15 protein-coding genes are annotated in these 15,890 nt (G+C 62.3%); 10 read left to right on the top strand and 5 right to left on the bottom strand.

Going from position 1 to position 15,890, the window contains the following annotated elements:
- The first annotated feature begins 89 nt into the window (after positions 1-89).
- From BLT16_RS17745 to BLT16_RS17710, 8 genes are all read left to right on the top strand, one after another.
- Entirely contained in the window at positions 90-569 is a 480-nt protein-coding gene (locus tag BLT16_RS17745; RefSeq protein WP_089659997.1) for an AAC(3)-I family aminoglycoside N-acetyltransferase, read from the top strand.
- Positions 570-599: 30 nt separating this feature from the next.
- Positions 600-1,418: a class I SAM-dependent methyltransferase gene (locus BLT16_RS17740; RefSeq protein ID WP_089659995.1), complete on the top strand. Its 819-nt coding sequence runs from the start codon at positions 600-602 to the stop codon at positions 1,416-1,418.
- A 59-nt stretch (positions 1,419-1,477) separates the two neighbouring features.
- Positions 1,478-1,891, top strand: coding sequence for a VOC family protein (locus BLT16_RS17735; protein WP_089659993.1), 414 nt, complete (start codon positions 1,478-1,480; stop codon positions 1,889-1,891).
- Between the two features lie 118 nt (positions 1,892-2,009).
- Complete coding sequence (locus BLT16_RS17730) at positions 2,010-2,288, top strand: hypothetical protein (RefSeq protein ID WP_089659991.1); 279 nt, start codon at positions 2,010-2,012, stop codon at positions 2,286-2,288.
- 82 nt (positions 2,289-2,370) lie between these two features.
- Complete coding sequence (locus BLT16_RS17725; protein ID WP_089659989.1) at positions 2,371-2,715, top strand: 5-carboxymethyl-2-hydroxymuconate Delta-isomerase; 345 nt, start codon at positions 2,371-2,373, stop codon at positions 2,713-2,715.
- Between the two features lie 138 nt (positions 2,716-2,853).
- On the top strand, positions 2,854-5,040 hold the full coding sequence (locus BLT16_RS17720) for an OsmC domain/YcaO domain-containing protein (protein ID WP_089659986.1): 2,187 nt from the start codon (positions 2,854-2,856) through the stop codon (positions 5,038-5,040).
- A gap of 230 nt (positions 5,041-5,270) precedes the next feature.
- A complete protein-coding gene (locus BLT16_RS17715) occupies positions 5,271-6,926 on the top strand; it encodes a LuxR C-terminal-related transcriptional regulator (RefSeq protein ID WP_089659985.1) in 1,656 nt (551 codons plus the stop codon).
- A gap of 119 nt (positions 6,927-7,045) precedes the next feature.
- The gene (locus BLT16_RS17710; RefSeq protein ID WP_218124468.1) at positions 7,046-7,879 is read left to right on the top strand and encodes a class I SAM-dependent methyltransferase; all 834 of its coding nucleotides are present in this window, start codon (positions 7,046-7,048) and stop codon (positions 7,877-7,879) included.
- Positions 7,880-8,119: 240 nt separating this feature from the next.
- Here the strand turns inward: BLT16_RS17710 and BLT16_RS17705 are convergent, their stop codons facing one another.
- The 4 genes from BLT16_RS17705 to fabF form a co-directional block, all read right to left on the bottom strand.
- Positions 8,120-9,706, bottom strand: coding sequence for a BCCT family transporter (locus tag BLT16_RS17705; RefSeq protein ID WP_089659983.1), 1,587 nt, complete (start codon positions 9,704-9,706; stop codon positions 8,120-8,122).
- A 112-nt stretch (positions 9,707-9,818) separates the two neighbouring features.
- Entirely contained in the window at positions 9,819-11,348 is a 1,530-nt protein-coding gene (locus BLT16_RS17700; RefSeq protein WP_089659981.1) for a GGDEF domain-containing protein, read from the bottom strand.
- Positions 11,349-11,424: 76 nt separating this feature from the next.
- Positions 11,425-11,925: a CIA30 family protein gene (locus BLT16_RS17695; RefSeq protein ID WP_089659979.1), complete on the bottom strand. Its 501-nt coding sequence runs from the start codon at positions 11,923-11,925 to the stop codon at positions 11,425-11,427.
- A gap of 35 nt (positions 11,926-11,960) precedes the next feature.
- The gene (fabF, locus tag BLT16_RS17690) at positions 11,961-13,226 is read right to left on the bottom strand and encodes a beta-ketoacyl-ACP synthase II (protein WP_089659977.1); all 1,266 of its coding nucleotides are present in this window, start codon (positions 13,224-13,226) and stop codon (positions 11,961-11,963) included.
- Between the two features lie 91 nt (positions 13,227-13,317).
- On the opposite strand from fabF, the gene BLT16_RS17685 reads away from it, so the two are divergent.
- Entirely contained in the window at positions 13,318-13,980 is a 663-nt protein-coding gene (locus BLT16_RS17685) for a TetR/AcrR family transcriptional regulator (RefSeq protein WP_089659975.1), read from the top strand.
- A gap of 208 nt (positions 13,981-14,188) precedes the next feature.
- Here BLT16_RS17685 and BLT16_RS21190 read toward each other — a convergent pair whose 3' ends face one another.
- On the bottom strand, positions 14,189-14,449 hold the full coding sequence (locus BLT16_RS21190; protein WP_340148272.1) for a tyrosine-type recombinase/integrase: 261 nt from the start codon (positions 14,447-14,449) through the stop codon (positions 14,189-14,191).
- Positions 14,450-14,749: 300 nt separating this feature from the next.
- Between BLT16_RS21190 and BLT16_RS17675 the strand changes: the two genes are divergently transcribed.
- Entirely contained in the window at positions 14,750-15,868 is a 1,119-nt protein-coding gene (locus BLT16_RS17675; protein WP_089657596.1) for an ISAs1 family transposase, read from the top strand.
- The last annotated feature ends 22 nt before the right edge of the window (positions 15,869-15,890 follow it).

Genomic DNA, 15,890 nt, shown 5'->3' with positions numbered 1-15,890 from the left:
AGGTGCTCCCCCGAGCCGGCTGATCGAAGCATGCCCGCAGATGGCTAGAATAACGACAACATGCCTGCTGATTACGCGGAGACTATCGTATGGATGGCGAGCGTCTTTGCATCCACCAGCTCAGCCCCGATGACCTGGCACTGATGGATGCACTCCTGGTGACCTTTGGCGAGGTATTCAACGAGCCGGAGACCTACACCGGCAATCCTCCCGATGCTGGCTATACCCGCCGACTGCTAGGCAGTGACAGCTTTATTGCCCTGGTGGCGCTCAAGGACGGCGCGGTGATCGGCGGGCTGGCGGCATACGAACTGCACAAGTTCGAGCAGCCGCGCAGCGAGATCTATATCTACGACCTGGCGGTGGTAGAAGCCCATCGTCGTCAAGGAGTTGCCACTGCCTTGATCCAGCAGCTCCAGCAAGTTGCGGCGATGCGAGGCGTCCACGCCATCTTCGTCCAGGCGGATACTGCAGAAGAAGATCAAGCTGCCATTGCCCTATACAGCAAACTCGGCACCCGGGAAGAGGTACTACACTTTGATCTCACCTTGGGTTGGGGAGGGAAGTAGCCTACCCCTGCATGACAAGGGGATTATGGTATGAGTCATGACAAAGGCGTGGATTACCAAGCGGTGACCGCGCGCCAGAAAGAGGTGTGGGCCACCGGCGACTTTCACGAAATAGCCCGACAGAATGTCGTCATGGCCGACGCTCTCTGCGCGGCGGTCGATCCCCATGCAGGGGAGCGCGTACTGGATATTGCCTGTGGCAGTGGCACTGCCGCACTGGTCGCCGCACGGCGCTACTGCGATGTGACGGGCATCGATTACGTCCCGGCGCTGATCGAGCGGGCCAGATTGCGAGCCGCCGCCGATGGATTGGACGCGCACTTCCAGGTGGCCGACGCTCAGGCATTGCCTTTCACTGATGCCAGTTTCGACGTCATCCTCTCCGTCTACGGGGTGCAGTTCGCTCCGGACCAGCAGCGTGCCGCATCCGAGTTACTGCGGGTTTGTCGCCCGGGCGGCAGGATCGGCTTGGCCACTCCGATCCCGAAGGGCTGGAGCGGGGACTTCTTTGCCACCAACGCGAAGTACATGCCACCGCCGCCCGGTCTTCAGCCACCGCTGCGCTGGGGGACCGAGGCCGGGCTCGAGGCGTTACTCGGTGCGGGCACCAGCGCCATCGCCAGCGAGGAGCACACGGCCCTGCAGTACTATCGATCCGTGGAGCATGCCGTCGACGTGTTTCTCAGCTACTTCGGCCCGGCGATCCGCGCCTCCACCGCCTCTACCGAAGACGCGCGCGAGCAATTCCGGCACGACCTGCATACGGTATTCAGCCGCTACAACCGCGCGCTGGACGGCACTGCGGTGATTGAGAACCGATATTTTCTGACCTTGGCGACGCGTGCATAGTAAGCAATTGGCAGCAGACCCTGCGGCGCGTCGTGATGTGGCCAACGAGGTAATACACCATGCAACCCAGAATCAGCATGATCACCCTCGGTGTCAGTGACCTGGCGGCGTCGGTACGGTTCTACGAACAGGGCCTGGGCCTGCCGCGGAGGGAATCGCCGCCCGAGGTGGCGTTCTTTACCCTCGATGGCAGCTGGCTGGGGCTGTATGGCCGCGAGGCCCTGGCCGAGGATGTCGGGGTGCCTGACCAGGGGGCTGGCTTTCCCGGGTTCACGCTTGCCCACAACGTCGAGTCCGAGGCCGCGGTCGACGCGGTGATGGCCCAGGCCGCTGCCGCCGGCGCCACCTTGGTGAAGCCGGCGCAGAAGGTGTTCTGGGGCGGCTACGCGGGATATTTCGCCGATCCCGACGGCTACCTGTGGGAGGTGGCCCACAACCCGCTGTTCTGGGTCGGACCGCCGGATGCAGGGTGATCCCAGTAGCCGCTAAGCGAAGAGCGCAGTGAGGGCGCAGGCCGTCCATGCGTTTTTCAGCTACCATGGCCCAGTTACGCGCATCCATGGCCTTCACCGAAGAGAGGGAAATGTTGTAATGAAAGAGAGGCTAACCAGGGTGTTCTGGCCTATTCTGGGTTTCTTTGAAAGAGGCGAAGAACCAGAGAGTTATAAGAAGTCCCATAGAGTTGCCCTGAATATATTGGGCACTCTGTTCTTGTCTCTGTCGCTCGGCTCGGCGGTGGTCGGCTATTCAAGTGGTCAGCCAGGCGCAATTGTACCGGCCGTGGTTTTCTTTGGCGTGGGTCTGGTTGCCGTCGTGTTAGGAGGGCTGGGCTCAAAGCGTGCTGTTTCAAGGATATGGGGCGTCAAGTGACGCTTGAATTCATAAATAATGGCTTGGCTATATCCACTATGGGATCCCGGTGGGTAGCGTAAATTTCATGCTTGGAGTGCTTATGCCACATTTTGTCATTGATTGCTCATCAGACATATTGGACGTTCATCCTGAGGATCATGTGCTAGAACACGTCCACTCGGTGGCGGCTGAATCTGGGCTATTTGAGGTTGGCGATATCAAGGTCAGGCTCAATCCTTACACTGAATGCCTAGTGGGTGGTAAGCCTGCGCCTTTCATTCATGTGTTCTCGAGCATGATGCCGGGACGCACCGCCGAGCAAAAAGCCGGGCTGTCCCGGGCCATCGTGGCAAAGCTGACGGCATTGTTTCCTGATGTTTCTAAAATTGCCATGAATGTCAGTGAGTTCGATAAGAGCACCTATTTCAAGCGAGACATGCTCTAAGGAAACGAGGTGGCGCACAGCCCGCGGCCTCGGTTGGCCCAGGGGGCGGCGACACCTAGCCGGAGGTGGCCAAAAACTGGATAATGGCAGGTTTTCTGCTCTCGCTTCGCCGAAGCTCCCCACGTCCGGTGCTCGTCCATGGAAATCAAGGTCAACTATCTCGACAACCTCCGCCTGGAGGCCAAGTTCGATGACTTCACGGTCATCTCCGACCAGCCGATTCGCTACAAGGGCGACGGCTCGGCGCCGGGGCCGTTCGACTACTTCCTGGCCTCCTCGGCGATGTGCGCGGCCTACTTCGTCAAGGTGTACTGCAACACCCGCGGCATTCCCACCGAGAATATCCGCCTGTCGCAGAACAACATCGTCGACCCTGAGAACCGCTACAACCAGATCTTCAAGATCCAGGTCGAGCTGCCGGAGGATATCTCCGATAAGGACCGCCAGGGCATCCTGCGTTCCATCGACCGCTGTACCGTCAAGAAGGTGGTACAGACCGGCCCCGAGTTCCAGATCGAGACCGTCGAGAACATCGACGAGGACGCCCAGGCCCTGCTGATGGGCGCGCCGGAAGGTGAAGGCAGCACCTGGATCGAGGGCAAGGACCTGCCGCTGGAGCAGACCATCGCCAACATGAGCGTGATCCTCGCCGATCTCGGCATGAAGATCGAGATCGCCTCGTGGCGCAATATCGTGCCCCACGTGTGGTCGCTGCATATTCGCGATGCCGCCTCGCCGACCTGCTTCACCAATGGCAAGGGCGCCACCAAGGAGAGCGCGCTGTGTTCGGCGCTGGGCGAGTTCATCGAGCGCCTGAGCTGCAACTTCTTCTACAACGACCAGTTCTTCGGCGAAGAGATCGCCAACAGCGCCTTCGTCCATTACCCCAACGAGGAGTGGTTTCAGCCGGGGCCGAATGATGAGCTGCCCGAGGGGATCCTGGATGACCACTGCCGGGCGATCTTCGACCCGGACGGCGAGCTGCGCGGCTCCAACCTGATCGATACCAACTCCGGCAAGACATCGCGGGGCATCGTCGCGCTGCCGTTCGAGCGCCAGTCCGACGGCGAGACGATCTATTTCCCCTCCAACCTGATCGAGAATCTCTACCTCAGCAACGGCATGAGCGCCGGCAATACCCTGCACGAGGCGCAGGTTCAGTGCCTCTCGGAGATCTTCGAGCGGGCGGTGAAGCGTGAGATCATCGAGCAGGAGATGGTACTGCCCGACGTGCCCGAGGCGGTGCTCGAGCAGTATCCGGCGATTCTCGAGGGCATCAAGGCGCTGGAGCAGCAGGGCTTTCCGGTGCTGGTCAAGGACGCCTCGCTGGGCGGCCAGTACCCGGTGATGTGCGTGACCCTTATGAACCCACGCACCGGTGGCGTGTTCGCCTCGTTCGGCGCCCACCCCAGCTTCGAGGTGGCGCTGGAGCGCAGCCTCACCGAGCTGCTGCAGGGGCGCAGCTTCGAGGGGCTCAACGACTTCATGCCGCCGACCTTCAACTCGCTGGCGGTGACCGAGCCCAACAACTTCGTCGAGCACTTCATCGACTCGTCGGGGCTGATCTCCTGGCGCTTCTTCAGCAGCAAGGCGGACGTCGAGTTCGTCGAGTGGGACTTCTCCGGTAGCAATGCGGAGGAGGCCGCGACCCTGTTCGGCATTCTCGAGGAGATGGGGCTGGAAGCCTACATGGCCGTGCACGAGGACCTGGGCGCACCGGTGTGCCGCATCCTGGTGCCGGGCTACTCCGAGGTCTATCCGGTGGAGGACCTGGTGTGGGACAACACCAACATGGCGCTGCTGTTCCGCGAGGACATCCTCAACCTCCACGCCTTGGATGACGACCAGCTGACCGCGCTGCTCGAGCGCTTGGAGGAGACCCAGCTCGACGAGCACATGGACATCATCACCCTGATCGGCATCGAGTTCGACGAGAACACCGTGTGGGGCCAGCTCACCATCCTCGAGCTGAAGCTGTTGATCCAACTGGCGTTAGGCCAGCACGAAGAGGCGCTGGAGCGGGTGCAGATGTTCCTGCAGTACAACGACAACAGCGTCGCCCGCGGGCTCTTCTATCAGGCGGTGCAGGCGGTACTCGAGATCGCCCTCGACGACGAACTGGCGCTCGACGACTTCCGCTACAATCTCGCGCGGATGTTCGGCGACGAGACCCTGGACGCGGTGATCGGTTCGGTGAATGGCGATGTGCGCTTCCACGGTCTGCCCCCCACCAACATGCAGCTCGAAGGTTTGGAGAAGCACCAGCGGCTGATCGAGAGCTACAAGAAGCTGCATGCCCACCGGGCCGTGAAGGCCGGCATGTAAGTCGTCACCCCACGCTGAGGTGGTGGTCCACCATCATTGCACGCCCCCGAGCCGGTCGCCTGGCTCGGGGGCGCGGCTTTGTAAAGCTTGCCAGCGTTCTAGAGACACGGCAGGTCCATGAAAGAGGCGTCGATACCGAAGCTGAATGAGCCGGCATGGACTGTCGACTGTTGAGCTGAGTGTGATTCCGCTATCGTGATGGTATAGCCGGACGCGAGTGGGTGAGTGACATGGCAGATCCGTCCCGGCAGCTGCTGGCGCGCGGTCAGAAGGCGCTTGAACGTGCGGATTGGGCTGCCGCACGAGAAGCGTTCGAGGACGCCATTGCCAAGGGGGCGGGTGTTGCGGCCCGGCTGGGCTTGGCCGACGCGCTATGGTGGCTGGGCGATGCCGACGCCCTCTTGGAACAGCTCGAGGCCGCCTATCGCGAAGCGCGATGTGCCGGACGGGTTGCCGATGTAGCCTGGAGCGCGCTCTATATTGCCGTGTGTCAGGAGACCCTCTTTGGCAATCAGCCGGCGGCCGCGGGCTGGTGTGCGCGTGGGCGACGCCTGATCGAGGAGCATGGCCTGGAGGGGCTGCGCAGCTATGGAGCCCTGTTCGAGTCGATGATCCTCGAAGACGCCCCAGAGGCAGCGCGTCATGCGCGTGAGGCGATGGAACTAGGGCGGCGCGCCGGGGATGCTGACGTTGAACTTTGCGCACTGGCACAGCTTGGCGAGATCCATATCCGTCGCGGCAGAATCCGTGAAGGCATCGAGCTGCTCGATGAGGCTATGGCGGGCGCCATTGGCGGCGAGGGCGCGCATCTTGCCACGCTGGTGTTCGCCAGCTGCTGCATGATTCGCGGTTGCCAGGACTGCGCCGAATTCGAGCGCGCCAGGCAGTGGCTGCACAACAGCGATCGCTTCTGCCAGCGCTACGACTGTCCCTTTCTCTTCGTTGGCTGCCGCACCACCTACGGTGCCTTGCTCTTTTTCTCCGGCAACTGGCCAATGGCCGAGCGCGAACTGCGCCTGGCAATGCTCGAGTGTGGCCAGGTGGCACCGGTGTATTTCGGTGAAGTGCTGGCCACACTTGCCGATCTGCGGCTTGCCCAGGGCCGTGAGCGGGATGCGCAACGGCTACTCGCTGACCGGCAAGAAGATCCGCCGACTGCCGTCGTCCGGGCTCGTCTGCAGCTCATGCGCGGAGACCTGGACAGGGCTGCACATATCGCCCGTCACTGGCGCGGCGCCTTGGCCGGTAAGCCGCTGGTGAGCGCGCGTCTGCAGGAGGTACTGGGGGAAACCGCGCTGCTTCGCGGCGACCATGAGGCTGCCGCCTCCATCGGCCGCGCTCTGGTGGAACAGGGGGCGGCCGGTGGCGCGGTGCTGTCCGCCTACGGTCGACGCCTAATCGGCTATGCCGAGGAAGATACTGTCGCCAGTCGTGAAGCTCTGGAGTCCGCACTGACCTCCTTCCGCCAGTTGGGCATGCCCTACGAGGCTGCTCGAAGTAGCTTCGGCCTGGCTCAAGCACTGTGTGAAACGGAGCCTCGCATGGCGTTGCTGGAAGCGCGAACCGCCGAGGCGTCCTTTCGCGCGCTGGGCGCGCAACGCGATGCCGATCTGGCCACGGCCCTGCGTCGCAGGCTTGGCGATGCGGGGTGTACACCGGGTCCCCGCGTCGTGGGCGAACTGACGAAACGGGAGCAACAGGTCATGGCCCTGCTCGGTGACGGCCTCTCGAATCCGGCGATCGCCGAGCACCTTTGCATCAGCCGGCGCACCGTCGAGCACCATGTCTCGAGCATTCTCGACAAACGTGGCCTCACCAACCGAGCCGAGATCGCGGCCGAAGCGGTGCGTCGAGACATGGAAGCATCCGCCACGAAAAATAGGTGATTTCACCGATGTTTCACGGGCTAAGCCTCAGCACGCTGTCTCTGTCATGGAGGCAGTGACGGCAGAACCTTGCCGCTGCCTTCTCCCCCCTGAAGAGGCAATTCGCAAGGAGGTCTGCAATGGCGATGTCACATGAAGCTTTCGAGACGCGTATCCGTCCGCACAACGCGACCCCGTCGGCGGTATGGTCAAGTGGCGGTGGCACCTATGATGAAATCAGTCGCGGCATCATGGATGCCATCGAGCACACCATCGATCGCCTCGATCCCAAGCCCGGGATGCGCGTCCTCGACGTGGCCACGGGGACCGGCTGGGGTGCCAGGCGCCTGGCCGAGCGCGGCTGCCACGTTACCGGCGTTGATTTTGCCACCGACATGCTGGCGCACGCCCGAGAGCGTGCCGCCGCTCGAGGGCTCGATATCGACTTCCAGCATGGGGATGCCGAGGCGCTACCGTTTGAAGACGCGGCCTTCGACGCTGTCATTTCCACCTTCGGTGTGATGTTCGTGCAGCGCCCCGAGGATGCCGCAGCCGAGCTGGCACGGGTCTGTCGGCCGGGTGGACGACTGGCGCTTGCCGTGTGGACGCCGGATGGCAATGTCTTCGAAATGTTCAAGGTCATCAAGGAGTACATGCCACCCCCCGATGGAACGCCGCCGCCGTCGCCCTTCGAGTGGGGCGATCCGGCGCGGGTGCGCCAACTGTTGGGTAACGCGTTCGACCTTCATTTCGAGAACGGTGTTTCGTACTACCGCAAGCCTGACGGCCTGGCGGCGTGGCAAGTGTTCTCGGAAGGCTATGGCCCGGTCCGCACGCTCGCTACCAGCCTCGAATCAACGCAGCGCGAGCGGTTTGCAGAAGACTTCATCGCGTTCCACCAGGCATTTGTCGACGAGATGGGCATCACCGTTCCACGTGAGTATCGCGTGGTGGGTGGGATGCGTATCGGCTGAGGAGGGTATATGTCCCTAACGCTCTGACACGATTAGCCCGGGAGTTGGCGGATCTATCCCCAGGCCAGTCGATATAGAGCGCTGGCGGACAACCTAAGGGAAGTACGCCAGCGCTGTTGTCCGCTCAGCCAAAGAGAAGGTATGCGACATGTATGAACCGCATTGAAATAGCAGATATCACCGGGCGCTTTTGTCGAAATCCATGCGGCTTGGGCGAGGCATTTGCGGCGTAGCTACCCTTTAGCGCGTTGCCGATGCCTCCTTGGGTGTGGCAATTAGCCCCTGCTCCCGCGCCATGGCATAGGCGGCCTGCGGGCCGGCCCACAGCGAGGGGAGCAGCACCAACGAGACGGGGATCGCGGTGATGACGATGAACTGCTGCAGTGCACCGATCTGGCCGGCGCCCATGTAGAGCAGGATGGCGGCCATCAGGGCCATGGCGATGCCCCAGAAGGCGCGCACCAGCGGGTTCGGGGCATCGTGTCCGGCGCATACCACGGCGATGGCGTAGCTCATCGAGTCGCCGGTGGTGGCCACGAAGATGCTGGTCAGGAGCAGGATCGCCAGCGCCATCAGTGTGCCGCCCGGCAACGCCTGGGCGACGGTGAGGGTGGCCACGTCGAACTGGAAGTCGTTGAGCGCTGCGCCGAGGTCGATCACCCCGGTCAGCTGGTAGTGGATGCCGGAGCCGCCCAGCAGGGTGAACCAGATGGCGGTAGCCACCGGGGCCATCACCGCCACGGCAAGAATCATCTCGCGAATGGTACGACCGCGGGAGATACGCGCCACGAAGATCGCCATCAGCGGCGCATAGCCGATAAACCAGGCGAAGAAGAACACCGTCCACCACTGCATCCACCAGGCGGGTGCGGTCTCGGCGGTCATGGTGGCCATGCTGAAGAACGACGACAGGTACTCACCGAAGCCCTGGCTGAAGGCATTGATCAGGAACAGGGTGGGGCCGGCCACCAGGATCACGGCGGCGATGGCGAGGGCCAGAAAGACATTGAAGCGGGACAGCATCTGAATGCCCCTGTGGATGCCGGTCATCGCCGAGCCGACGTAGACCACGGCCAGCAGCACCAGGATGCCGAGCTGGGTGGCGTAGCCCTGGCGGATGCCAAACAGCTCGTGCAGGCCGAAGCTCACCTGGGTGGCCAGGAAGCCGATTGGCCCGACGGTGCCGGCCACCACTGCGATGACGCAGCAGGCGTCGACCAGGCTGCCCAGCACACCCTTCATGACCCGTTCGCCGAACACCGGGTAGAGCAGGGTGCGTGGCTGCAGCGGCTGGCCTTTCACGTAGTGGGCGTGGGCCAGCACGATGGCGGAGAGCGATCCCAGCACCGCCCAGGCCAGAAAGCCCCAGTGCATGAACGACTGTGCCAGGGCACCGGCCACGGCCTCGGCGGTGCCCGCCTCGCTGTCGAAGGCCGGCGGCGTCACCACGAAGTGATAGACCGGCTCACCGGCGGCGAAGAACACGCCGCCACCGGCCAGCAGAGTGCACATGATCATTGATAGCCACTTGAAGGTGCCGATCTGCGGGGTGTCGAGGTTGCCCACCCGGGCCCCAGCCGCCGGCGAGACGGCCACGCCGATGGCGATCAGAAACGTCAGCAGCAGCAGGAGCTGGAAGTAAGTGCCGAGGGTGGCCGCCGTCCAGGCAAAGCCGGTGCTGATGCTGTTAGCCACCCGCTCGATGTCGAACAGCGACAGGCCGACGAAGGCCACGATAAAACCGACCGTGAGCAGCAGTACCAGGGGATCGCCCAGGCGCGACAGCGCCGAGGCCCCTGTAGAAGGGGTGGGGGTATTGGCAGACATGGGGACGCTCTAGTTACGGAGGATGGACGGGCCGTCGAGCAATGGCGCCGACTAGAGCGAACGCATGATAGCAAGCTTCTACTTAAGTCTAAAGGCGCTCGCGGCATACGCCTCAACCGAGGACGCTGTTCTTGCGGCGCTGGGTCTTGTCCTCGTACATACGGTGGTCCGCCAGGGTCAGCACCGTCTGAGCGGGTACTTCACTGGAGCTGGCACTGCCCAGGCTCAAGCGCAGCGTTACCGCGACGTCCTCACCTTGGGGGGAGGCGAAAACACAGCGCTGACCTTCCAGATGCGTCCTGATCAAGGTGGCCACGCGCTGCGGTGCCGACAGGTCGGCGGAGGGAAACAGGATCACGAATTCATCACCGCCATAGCGCGCCAGAATATCGTTCTCTCGGCACTGCATCACCAGGCGTTCGGCGACGGTGGTAATGAGCTGGTCGCCGACCACGTGGCCGTGCTGATCGTTGACCTCTTTGAGCCCATCGACATCGATCATCAGCACCGCGAAATCCAGCCCCGGCTGATGCGTCTTACCCTGGATGCTTTGCTGCAGCGCCGCTTCGAAAAAGCCGCGGTTATAGAGCCCCGTCAGCCCATCGCGCTCGGCCGCTTTCTGCAGTGCCAAATGCAGCAGCTTGTTCTCGGTCGCCGCCGCCAGCTGGTCGACGAGCAGCGTCAGGACGCCCTCCAGGGCCTCGTCCAGCCGGGGCGCACGCACCACCAGCCAGCCCTCGTACAGGCTGAGCCGCCCCGCCATGGAGGTGGCATAGAGCTGTTCGCCATGGGTTCTCTCGTTCAGCTTGATGGTGCCGGCATCCTGCTCGTGCAGGGTCGCCAACCTGCTGCTCAAGCGACGTTCCTCCTCCAGGCTCAGACGAAGGCCGGCGACGGCCGCGTAGCGCGTGACTTCCGGGCGCTGTCGTTCCTGGAGGAATATCGCAAACCCATACTCCGGGAAGTCGGTATGCAGGTGCTTCAAGGAGTCATTGAGCAGGGTATTGATGTCCGGGGCCCGGTTGGCCACCACGGCGAGGTCGTGAAGCGCGTGAAAGACCCGGTTCTGGTACTTGATTTCCGTGATGCTGCGCCCGATTTGACGGTTCTGCCCGTACATTACCCGGGCGATGGTCAGCATGTAGATCACCGCGCCGCTCACCTGGTAGATGTCCAGCCCGATGCTGACGTAAGGGCGAAACGTGAATCCCGTCAATACGCCCCAGCCCAGAGCCCCGCTAGCGAACAGCGCCACCGAGGCGGCCATGCGCCGCGGGCCGCCAACCACCATGTTGTTCATGAAGCAGGCAAGCCCGATGAACAGCGTGGCCCATAGGTAGTAATCGAGCACGCCGCACCAGGCGCCAAACAGCAGGCTGTCGAAATAGAGGTTTCTGAACTCGGCGCGTTTGGAGTTGCGCGCCAGGGTGGCATGTACAAACGCCACCGCCGGCCACAGCAGCAGTAGCAGGGCCGGCAGGATCAGTGCCCAGCCTCTGCCCTCTACCAGTGCGATCCATACCGTGAGCCCGAAGGTGTGGCAAAACGCGAAGGTACGCGGCGGCAGCGTTGCCAGCGCAAGGCGGTGAGGGCGCTTGAAGGTATGCTGCGCCCGAGTCGGGGAGGGCTTGGTAGCACACATGTCGCCAGCATCTCCTGATTCTGCCAGCGACGGCAAGGTGGCCTTTGCCCTGCTGGTATAGGCGCAGCGTAGCGTACTAGCGAGCGTCCAGTGTCTCGATACGGGCGATTTCCAGCCGAAAGGCGCCATCGCGACGGTCGGCGATCAACAGGCCGAGCTGCTGGATATCGTCTGGCGCGAGCGGCGGGGCATTCTCCAGCAACCGCCCACGTTGAATTGCCTCGAAGGCGTGCCAGGGCAGGGCGATACGCTGCCACTCTCCCGCAGGGGGGTGCACCAGGGCGCGGTAGGCGCCGCCGTCGGTCAACTGATGGGTGTATAAGCGCAGTTGGTAGGTGCGCCCGTCGCCACGCGCCCTGACCACTACGCCGGCATAGTCGGAAAGCCGCATCGGCTCGCGCTCGCGCCTTGCCGATGCGAAGCCGCCGCCGTTGGTAAGCGTAAGCTCGCCGGCGAAGACGCCAATGCCTTCTGCCTCATGCATGGCGCCTTGGGAGACGCCGCCCATCACATCGTCGTTGATGGCGTGCCAGCGGGGGATTTCATCCCCGGCGGTGAAATCGATCAGTGTTGGCATATCTCGCGCGTCTCCCGTGCTCGGCCCATTGGGGGCTACACCTTACTGACGATCAGCGCCGCATTCACCCCACCGAACCCGAAACCGTTGCACAGCACGTGTTGGGTCGCATGTTCGCGTGCCGTGCCCGAGACGATGTCCAGATCGCGCAGGTCGTCATCAACGTTCTCCAGGTTCAGGGTCGGGGGCAGCCGGTCGTGCATGACCGAAAGGGTAGAGAAGATGCTCTCCACCCCACCGGCCGCGCCGAGCAGATGGCCGGTGGCCGACTTGGTGGCAGAGATCGGGATGCCGGCGAGAGCGTCATCGAAGGCGTTGCGCAGGGCGGCGATCTCACCTTTATCACCTACGGGGGTCGAGGTGGCATGGGCATTAATGTGGTCGATCGCTTCGGGAGACAGTCCTGCCATCCGCAGTGCGGCGCGGATGGCTGCCGCGGCCCCGGCGCCATCTTCCGGGCCGGCGGTAATGTGGTGAGCATCCGTGCTGGTGCCGTAGCCGCTGAGGATCGCCAGCGGCGTTGCCCCGCGGGCCTCAGCGTGGGCCAGGGTCTCGATCACCAGCAGCCCGGCACCTTCTCCCATGACGAAGCCATTGCGGGCCTGGTCGAAGGGGCGCGATGCCTTGGTGGGAGCGTCCTGCTCGGTGGAGAGCGCCTTCATGGCGTGAAAGCTGGCCAGCGACAGCGGGTCGATGCAGGCTTCGGCGCCGCCGACCAGGGCCACCTCCGCTTCGCCGCTGCGTATCATGCGCATGCCATCGCCGATGGCTTGCACGCCTGCCGCACAGGCGGTGACTGGGCAGCCCATCGGCCCGCGAAGGCCATAGCGGATCGACACATTGCCCGCCGCCAGGTTGGCCAGGAAGGCTGGCACGGTGAAAGGCGAGAGCCGGCGGTGGCCGCGCGTCAAGAGGGTGTTCTGTGCCTGGGTGATGGTGGGGAAGCCGCCGATACCCGAGCCCACGATGGTGGCCGTGGCCAGGCGCTCCGCCTCGCTCGTGGGGAACCAGTTGGCCTGGGTCAGGGCCTCTTCGGCGGCGCCCATGGCGTAGAGGCTGAACAGCTCCAGCTTGCGACGCTCCTTGGCATCCAGCACCTGATCTGGGTCGAGGCCGGCTTCGGGATCGTCCTCGAAGCTGGGTACCGAGCCCGCCACCTTGATCGGCAGCTCGCCGGTGTCGAAGCGGGTGATGGAGGAAATGCCGGAGCGGCCGGCAAGGAGGCGCTCCCAGCCCGCCTTAACGCCGCAACCAAGCGGGCTGATCATGCCCATACCGGTAATCACGAGTGGAGATTGCATGGTAGTTTCCTGAACAGCTTGGGTTTGTGCCAAGCTAACACTGGACTTGATATGATCAAGATAATATTCAGCGTAGGAGAGTGAGGTGGGCATGCCCAACTCGACGCACCGTAAGGCCAAGTCGCGCGAACGCATTCTCAGGTCGGCCATCGAGTTGTTCAGCCGTCAAGGCTTCGAGAAAGTCTCCATCGGGCAGATCATGACGTTGGCCAAGATGACCCACGGCGCCTTCTACGCCCACTTCGCTTCAAAGGAGGCGCTCTATCACGCCTCAGTGCAGGAAACGCTGGAGAGCAGCCGCGCGGCCAGGCTGGTCAAAGGACCTCTATCAGTGAAGCATCTGACGGAGCTGGTCGCGAACTGCTGGAACCTCCAGGAGTTGGAACGTAAGCGCAAGCCGGGGCCCGAGTCGGTACTGTTCAACGAGATCGGCAACGATAACGCCGAGATCCGTACGCTGTTTGAGGCCTCCTACCTGCGCATGAAAAAGATGCTGGAAACCCGTCTTATCGCCTTGAGCCGTCTAAATAAACTCCCCTTCGAGCCGGATCGCGAAGTTATCGCCGACAAGTCACGTGCCATTCTCGCCTCCCTGGTCGGCGCCGTGGCTATCGCCAAGAGCCTACCTGGTGAAGCGGAGCGACAGCATATCCTCAACGCCGCCCAGCGCAACATCCTGCAGATGCTCGGCGTTGATGAAAGCGAGCTGGAGGGCATGCTAGGCGATATAGGGCGAGAGCAGAGCCCTGCGTAGCATCCCTCTCTTCCCATAATGCTCTTGTGCGGTGTCGACGTTGTTGGCGTTGCTCAGCGCATGGCGTTTGTTTACGGTAAGGCAAAGGCCACTGAAGATGGCCGTTTTACCAAGACGTACGCAAGGGCTGCCGCATCAGGGATGATACTGCCATCATTCATGCTGCCGGGTAGGGGCGGTAGCGTGCCTGGACTCAGCCATCAATCACCTAGCCTAGCGGGCTACGAACACCGGCGAATTCCTTACCCAGCACGTGAGTATAGATCTGGGTAGTTTCCACGCTCTTGTGCCCCAGCAACTCCTGAACGGTGCGAATATCCGTCCCTTGGCTCAGCAATTGAGTGGCGAAGCTGTGCCGCAGCGTATGGCAGGAGCCGGGGCGTGGTAGCGATGCGGCACGCATGGCATTTCTGACCGCCCTTTGCACTGCCGATGGGTGGATATGGTGTAAAACAACCTCCCCATCCATGTCGCAGCAGGGCCGGGTGGCAGGAAATAGCCACTGCCAAGCCACGGAGATGCCCGCGTTCGGGTACTTACGATCCAGCGCGTGGGGTAGGGTCACCGGTACGCGGCAATACTGCAGGCGATAGTTAAGTTGCTGTTTAGCTGTGGAGATTTGATGCTGTAAGGCGGGAATACAGCTCGCCGGGAGCAACGTGGTTCTGCAGGGAAAACGCATGAAAAACCGCTCTACGACGGGCCTCGTAGCGCTTTACCAGTAGGAGCTAATGTGGTCATCTAACGGCTTTTGCTCATAGATGACCTCATGCTGACACCATCGCTTATGCACCATTTATCGATCGTTCCCGACTTCCGCCAGGCCTGGAAAGTGCAGCATCAGCTGTCGGATATCCTGTTTCTGACGGTCTGTGCGGTGATCTGTGGTGCCGAGGGTTGGGACGAAATCGAGGATTTTGGCCACGCAAAGCTCGACTTTCTGCGCCAGTACGGCGATTTTGAAGCTGGCGTGCCGAGCCATGACACCTTGGCTAGGGTCATGGCCCTGGTGAATGCCGAGCAGCTGCAAAGCGCATTCGCCGAGTGGATGAAGGCCTGCCACGATGTGACGGAGGGCGCGGTGGTGGCCATCGATGGCAAGACGCTGCGTGGGTCGTACTGCCGAGGGAAGGGCAAAGGGGCGATCCACATGGTCAGTGCCTTCAGTGCGGCGAATGGTGTGGTGCTGGGCCAGGTCAAGACGGCCGAAAAGTCCAACGAGATCACGGCGATTCCCGAGCTGCTCAAGCTTCTCAATCTGCAAGGCTGCCTGGTGACGATCGATGCCATGGGATGCCAGAAGAAGATCGCCACACAGGTCCTGCAGAAGGGCGCCGATTACCTACTGTCCGTGAAGGACAATCAGCCGGCCCTGGCAGACGCCTTCGAGGCCGCGTTTCCTATGGCCAAGGTAGTCAGCTTCGAGGGTGACGCCTATGTCACAGATGAGAAGAACCGTGGCCGAAAAGAGACGAGGTACCATATTGTCAGCGAAGTTACTGAAGAGTTTCAGGAGCTTAGCTATGAATGGCCAGGCCTGAAAACGGTGAGCGTGGTGATGAGTTTCCGCCAGCAAGGTGATGACGCACCAGAGGCGCCAATGATCCGTTACTACATCAGCTCTGCCGAACTGAGCGCCAAGAAGCTCGCCGAAGCGGCTCGCCAGCATTGGTTTGTCGAGAATAAGCTCCACTGGTCCTTGGATGTGGCGCTCCGCGAGGATGCTTGCAAAATCCATCGCGGTCAGGCCGCTGAAAATCTCGCCAGGGTGCGTCATATCGCCTTGAATTACCTCAAAGGGGAGACGCGTTTCAAAGGCGGAATCCGGCGGAAGCAGAAGAAAGCCGCCCTGGATGAGACCTATCTGGCCGACGTTCTCGCGGTGTAGGATTTTTCATGCGTTTTCCCTG

The organism is Franzmannia pantelleriensis (assembly GCF_900102875.1).
GTDB lineage: Bacteria > Pseudomonadota > Gammaproteobacteria > Pseudomonadales > Halomonadaceae > Franzmannia > Franzmannia pantelleriensis.
This window is presented reverse-complemented; position numbering and strand designations above follow the sequence as displayed.

Bases quoted from the DNA above. Each gene is read 5' to 3' on its own strand.
- BLT16_RS21190 (WP_340148272.1), bottom strand. From the start codon at position 14,449: ATGGATGGGGAGGTTGTTTTACACCATATCCACCCATCGGCAGTGCAA.
- BLT16_RS17740 (WP_089659995.1), top strand. From the start codon at position 600: ATGAGTCATGACAAAGGCGTGGATTACCAAGCGGTGACCGCGCGCCAG.
- BLT16_RS17720 (WP_089659986.1), top strand. From the start codon at position 2,854: ATGGAAATCAAGGTCAACTATCTCGACAACCTCCGCCTGGAGGCCAAG.
- BLT16_RS17730 (WP_089659991.1), top strand. From the start codon at position 2,010: ATGAAAGAGAGGCTAACCAGGGTGTTCTGGCCTATTCTGGGTTTCTTT.
- BLT16_RS17715 (WP_089659985.1), top strand. From the start codon at position 5,271: ATGGCAGATCCGTCCCGGCAGCTGCTGGCGCGCGGTCAGAAGGCGCTT.
- fabF (WP_089659977.1), bottom strand. From the start codon at position 13,226: ATGCAATCTCCACTCGTGATTACCGGTATGGGCATGATCAGCCCGCTT.
- BLT16_RS17735 (WP_089659993.1), top strand. From the start codon at position 1,478: ATGCAACCCAGAATCAGCATGATCACCCTCGGTGTCAGTGACCTGGCG.
- BLT16_RS17705 (WP_089659983.1), bottom strand. From the start codon at position 9,706: ATGTCTGCCAATACCCCCACCCCTTCTACAGGGGCCTCGGCGCTGTCG.
- BLT16_RS17745 (WP_089659997.1), top strand. From the start codon at position 90: ATGGATGGCGAGCGTCTTTGCATCCACCAGCTCAGCCCCGATGACCTG.
- BLT16_RS17725 (WP_089659989.1), top strand. From the start codon at position 2,371: ATGCCACATTTTGTCATTGATTGCTCATCAGACATATTGGACGTTCAT.
- BLT16_RS17685 (WP_089659975.1), top strand. From the start codon at position 13,318: ATGCCCAACTCGACGCACCGTAAGGCCAAGTCGCGCGAACGCATTCTC.
- BLT16_RS17710 (WP_218124468.1), top strand. From the start codon at position 7,046: ATGGCGATGTCACATGAAGCTTTCGAGACGCGTATCCGTCCGCACAAC.
- BLT16_RS17675 (WP_089657596.1), top strand. From the start codon at position 14,750: ATGCTGACACCATCGCTTATGCACCATTTATCGATCGTTCCCGACTTC.
- BLT16_RS17695 (WP_089659979.1), bottom strand. From the start codon at position 11,925: ATGCCAACACTGATCGATTTCACCGCCGGGGATGAAATCCCCCGCTGG.
- BLT16_RS17700 (WP_089659981.1), bottom strand. From the start codon at position 11,348: ATGTGTGCTACCAAGCCCTCCCCGACTCGGGCGCAGCATACCTTCAAG.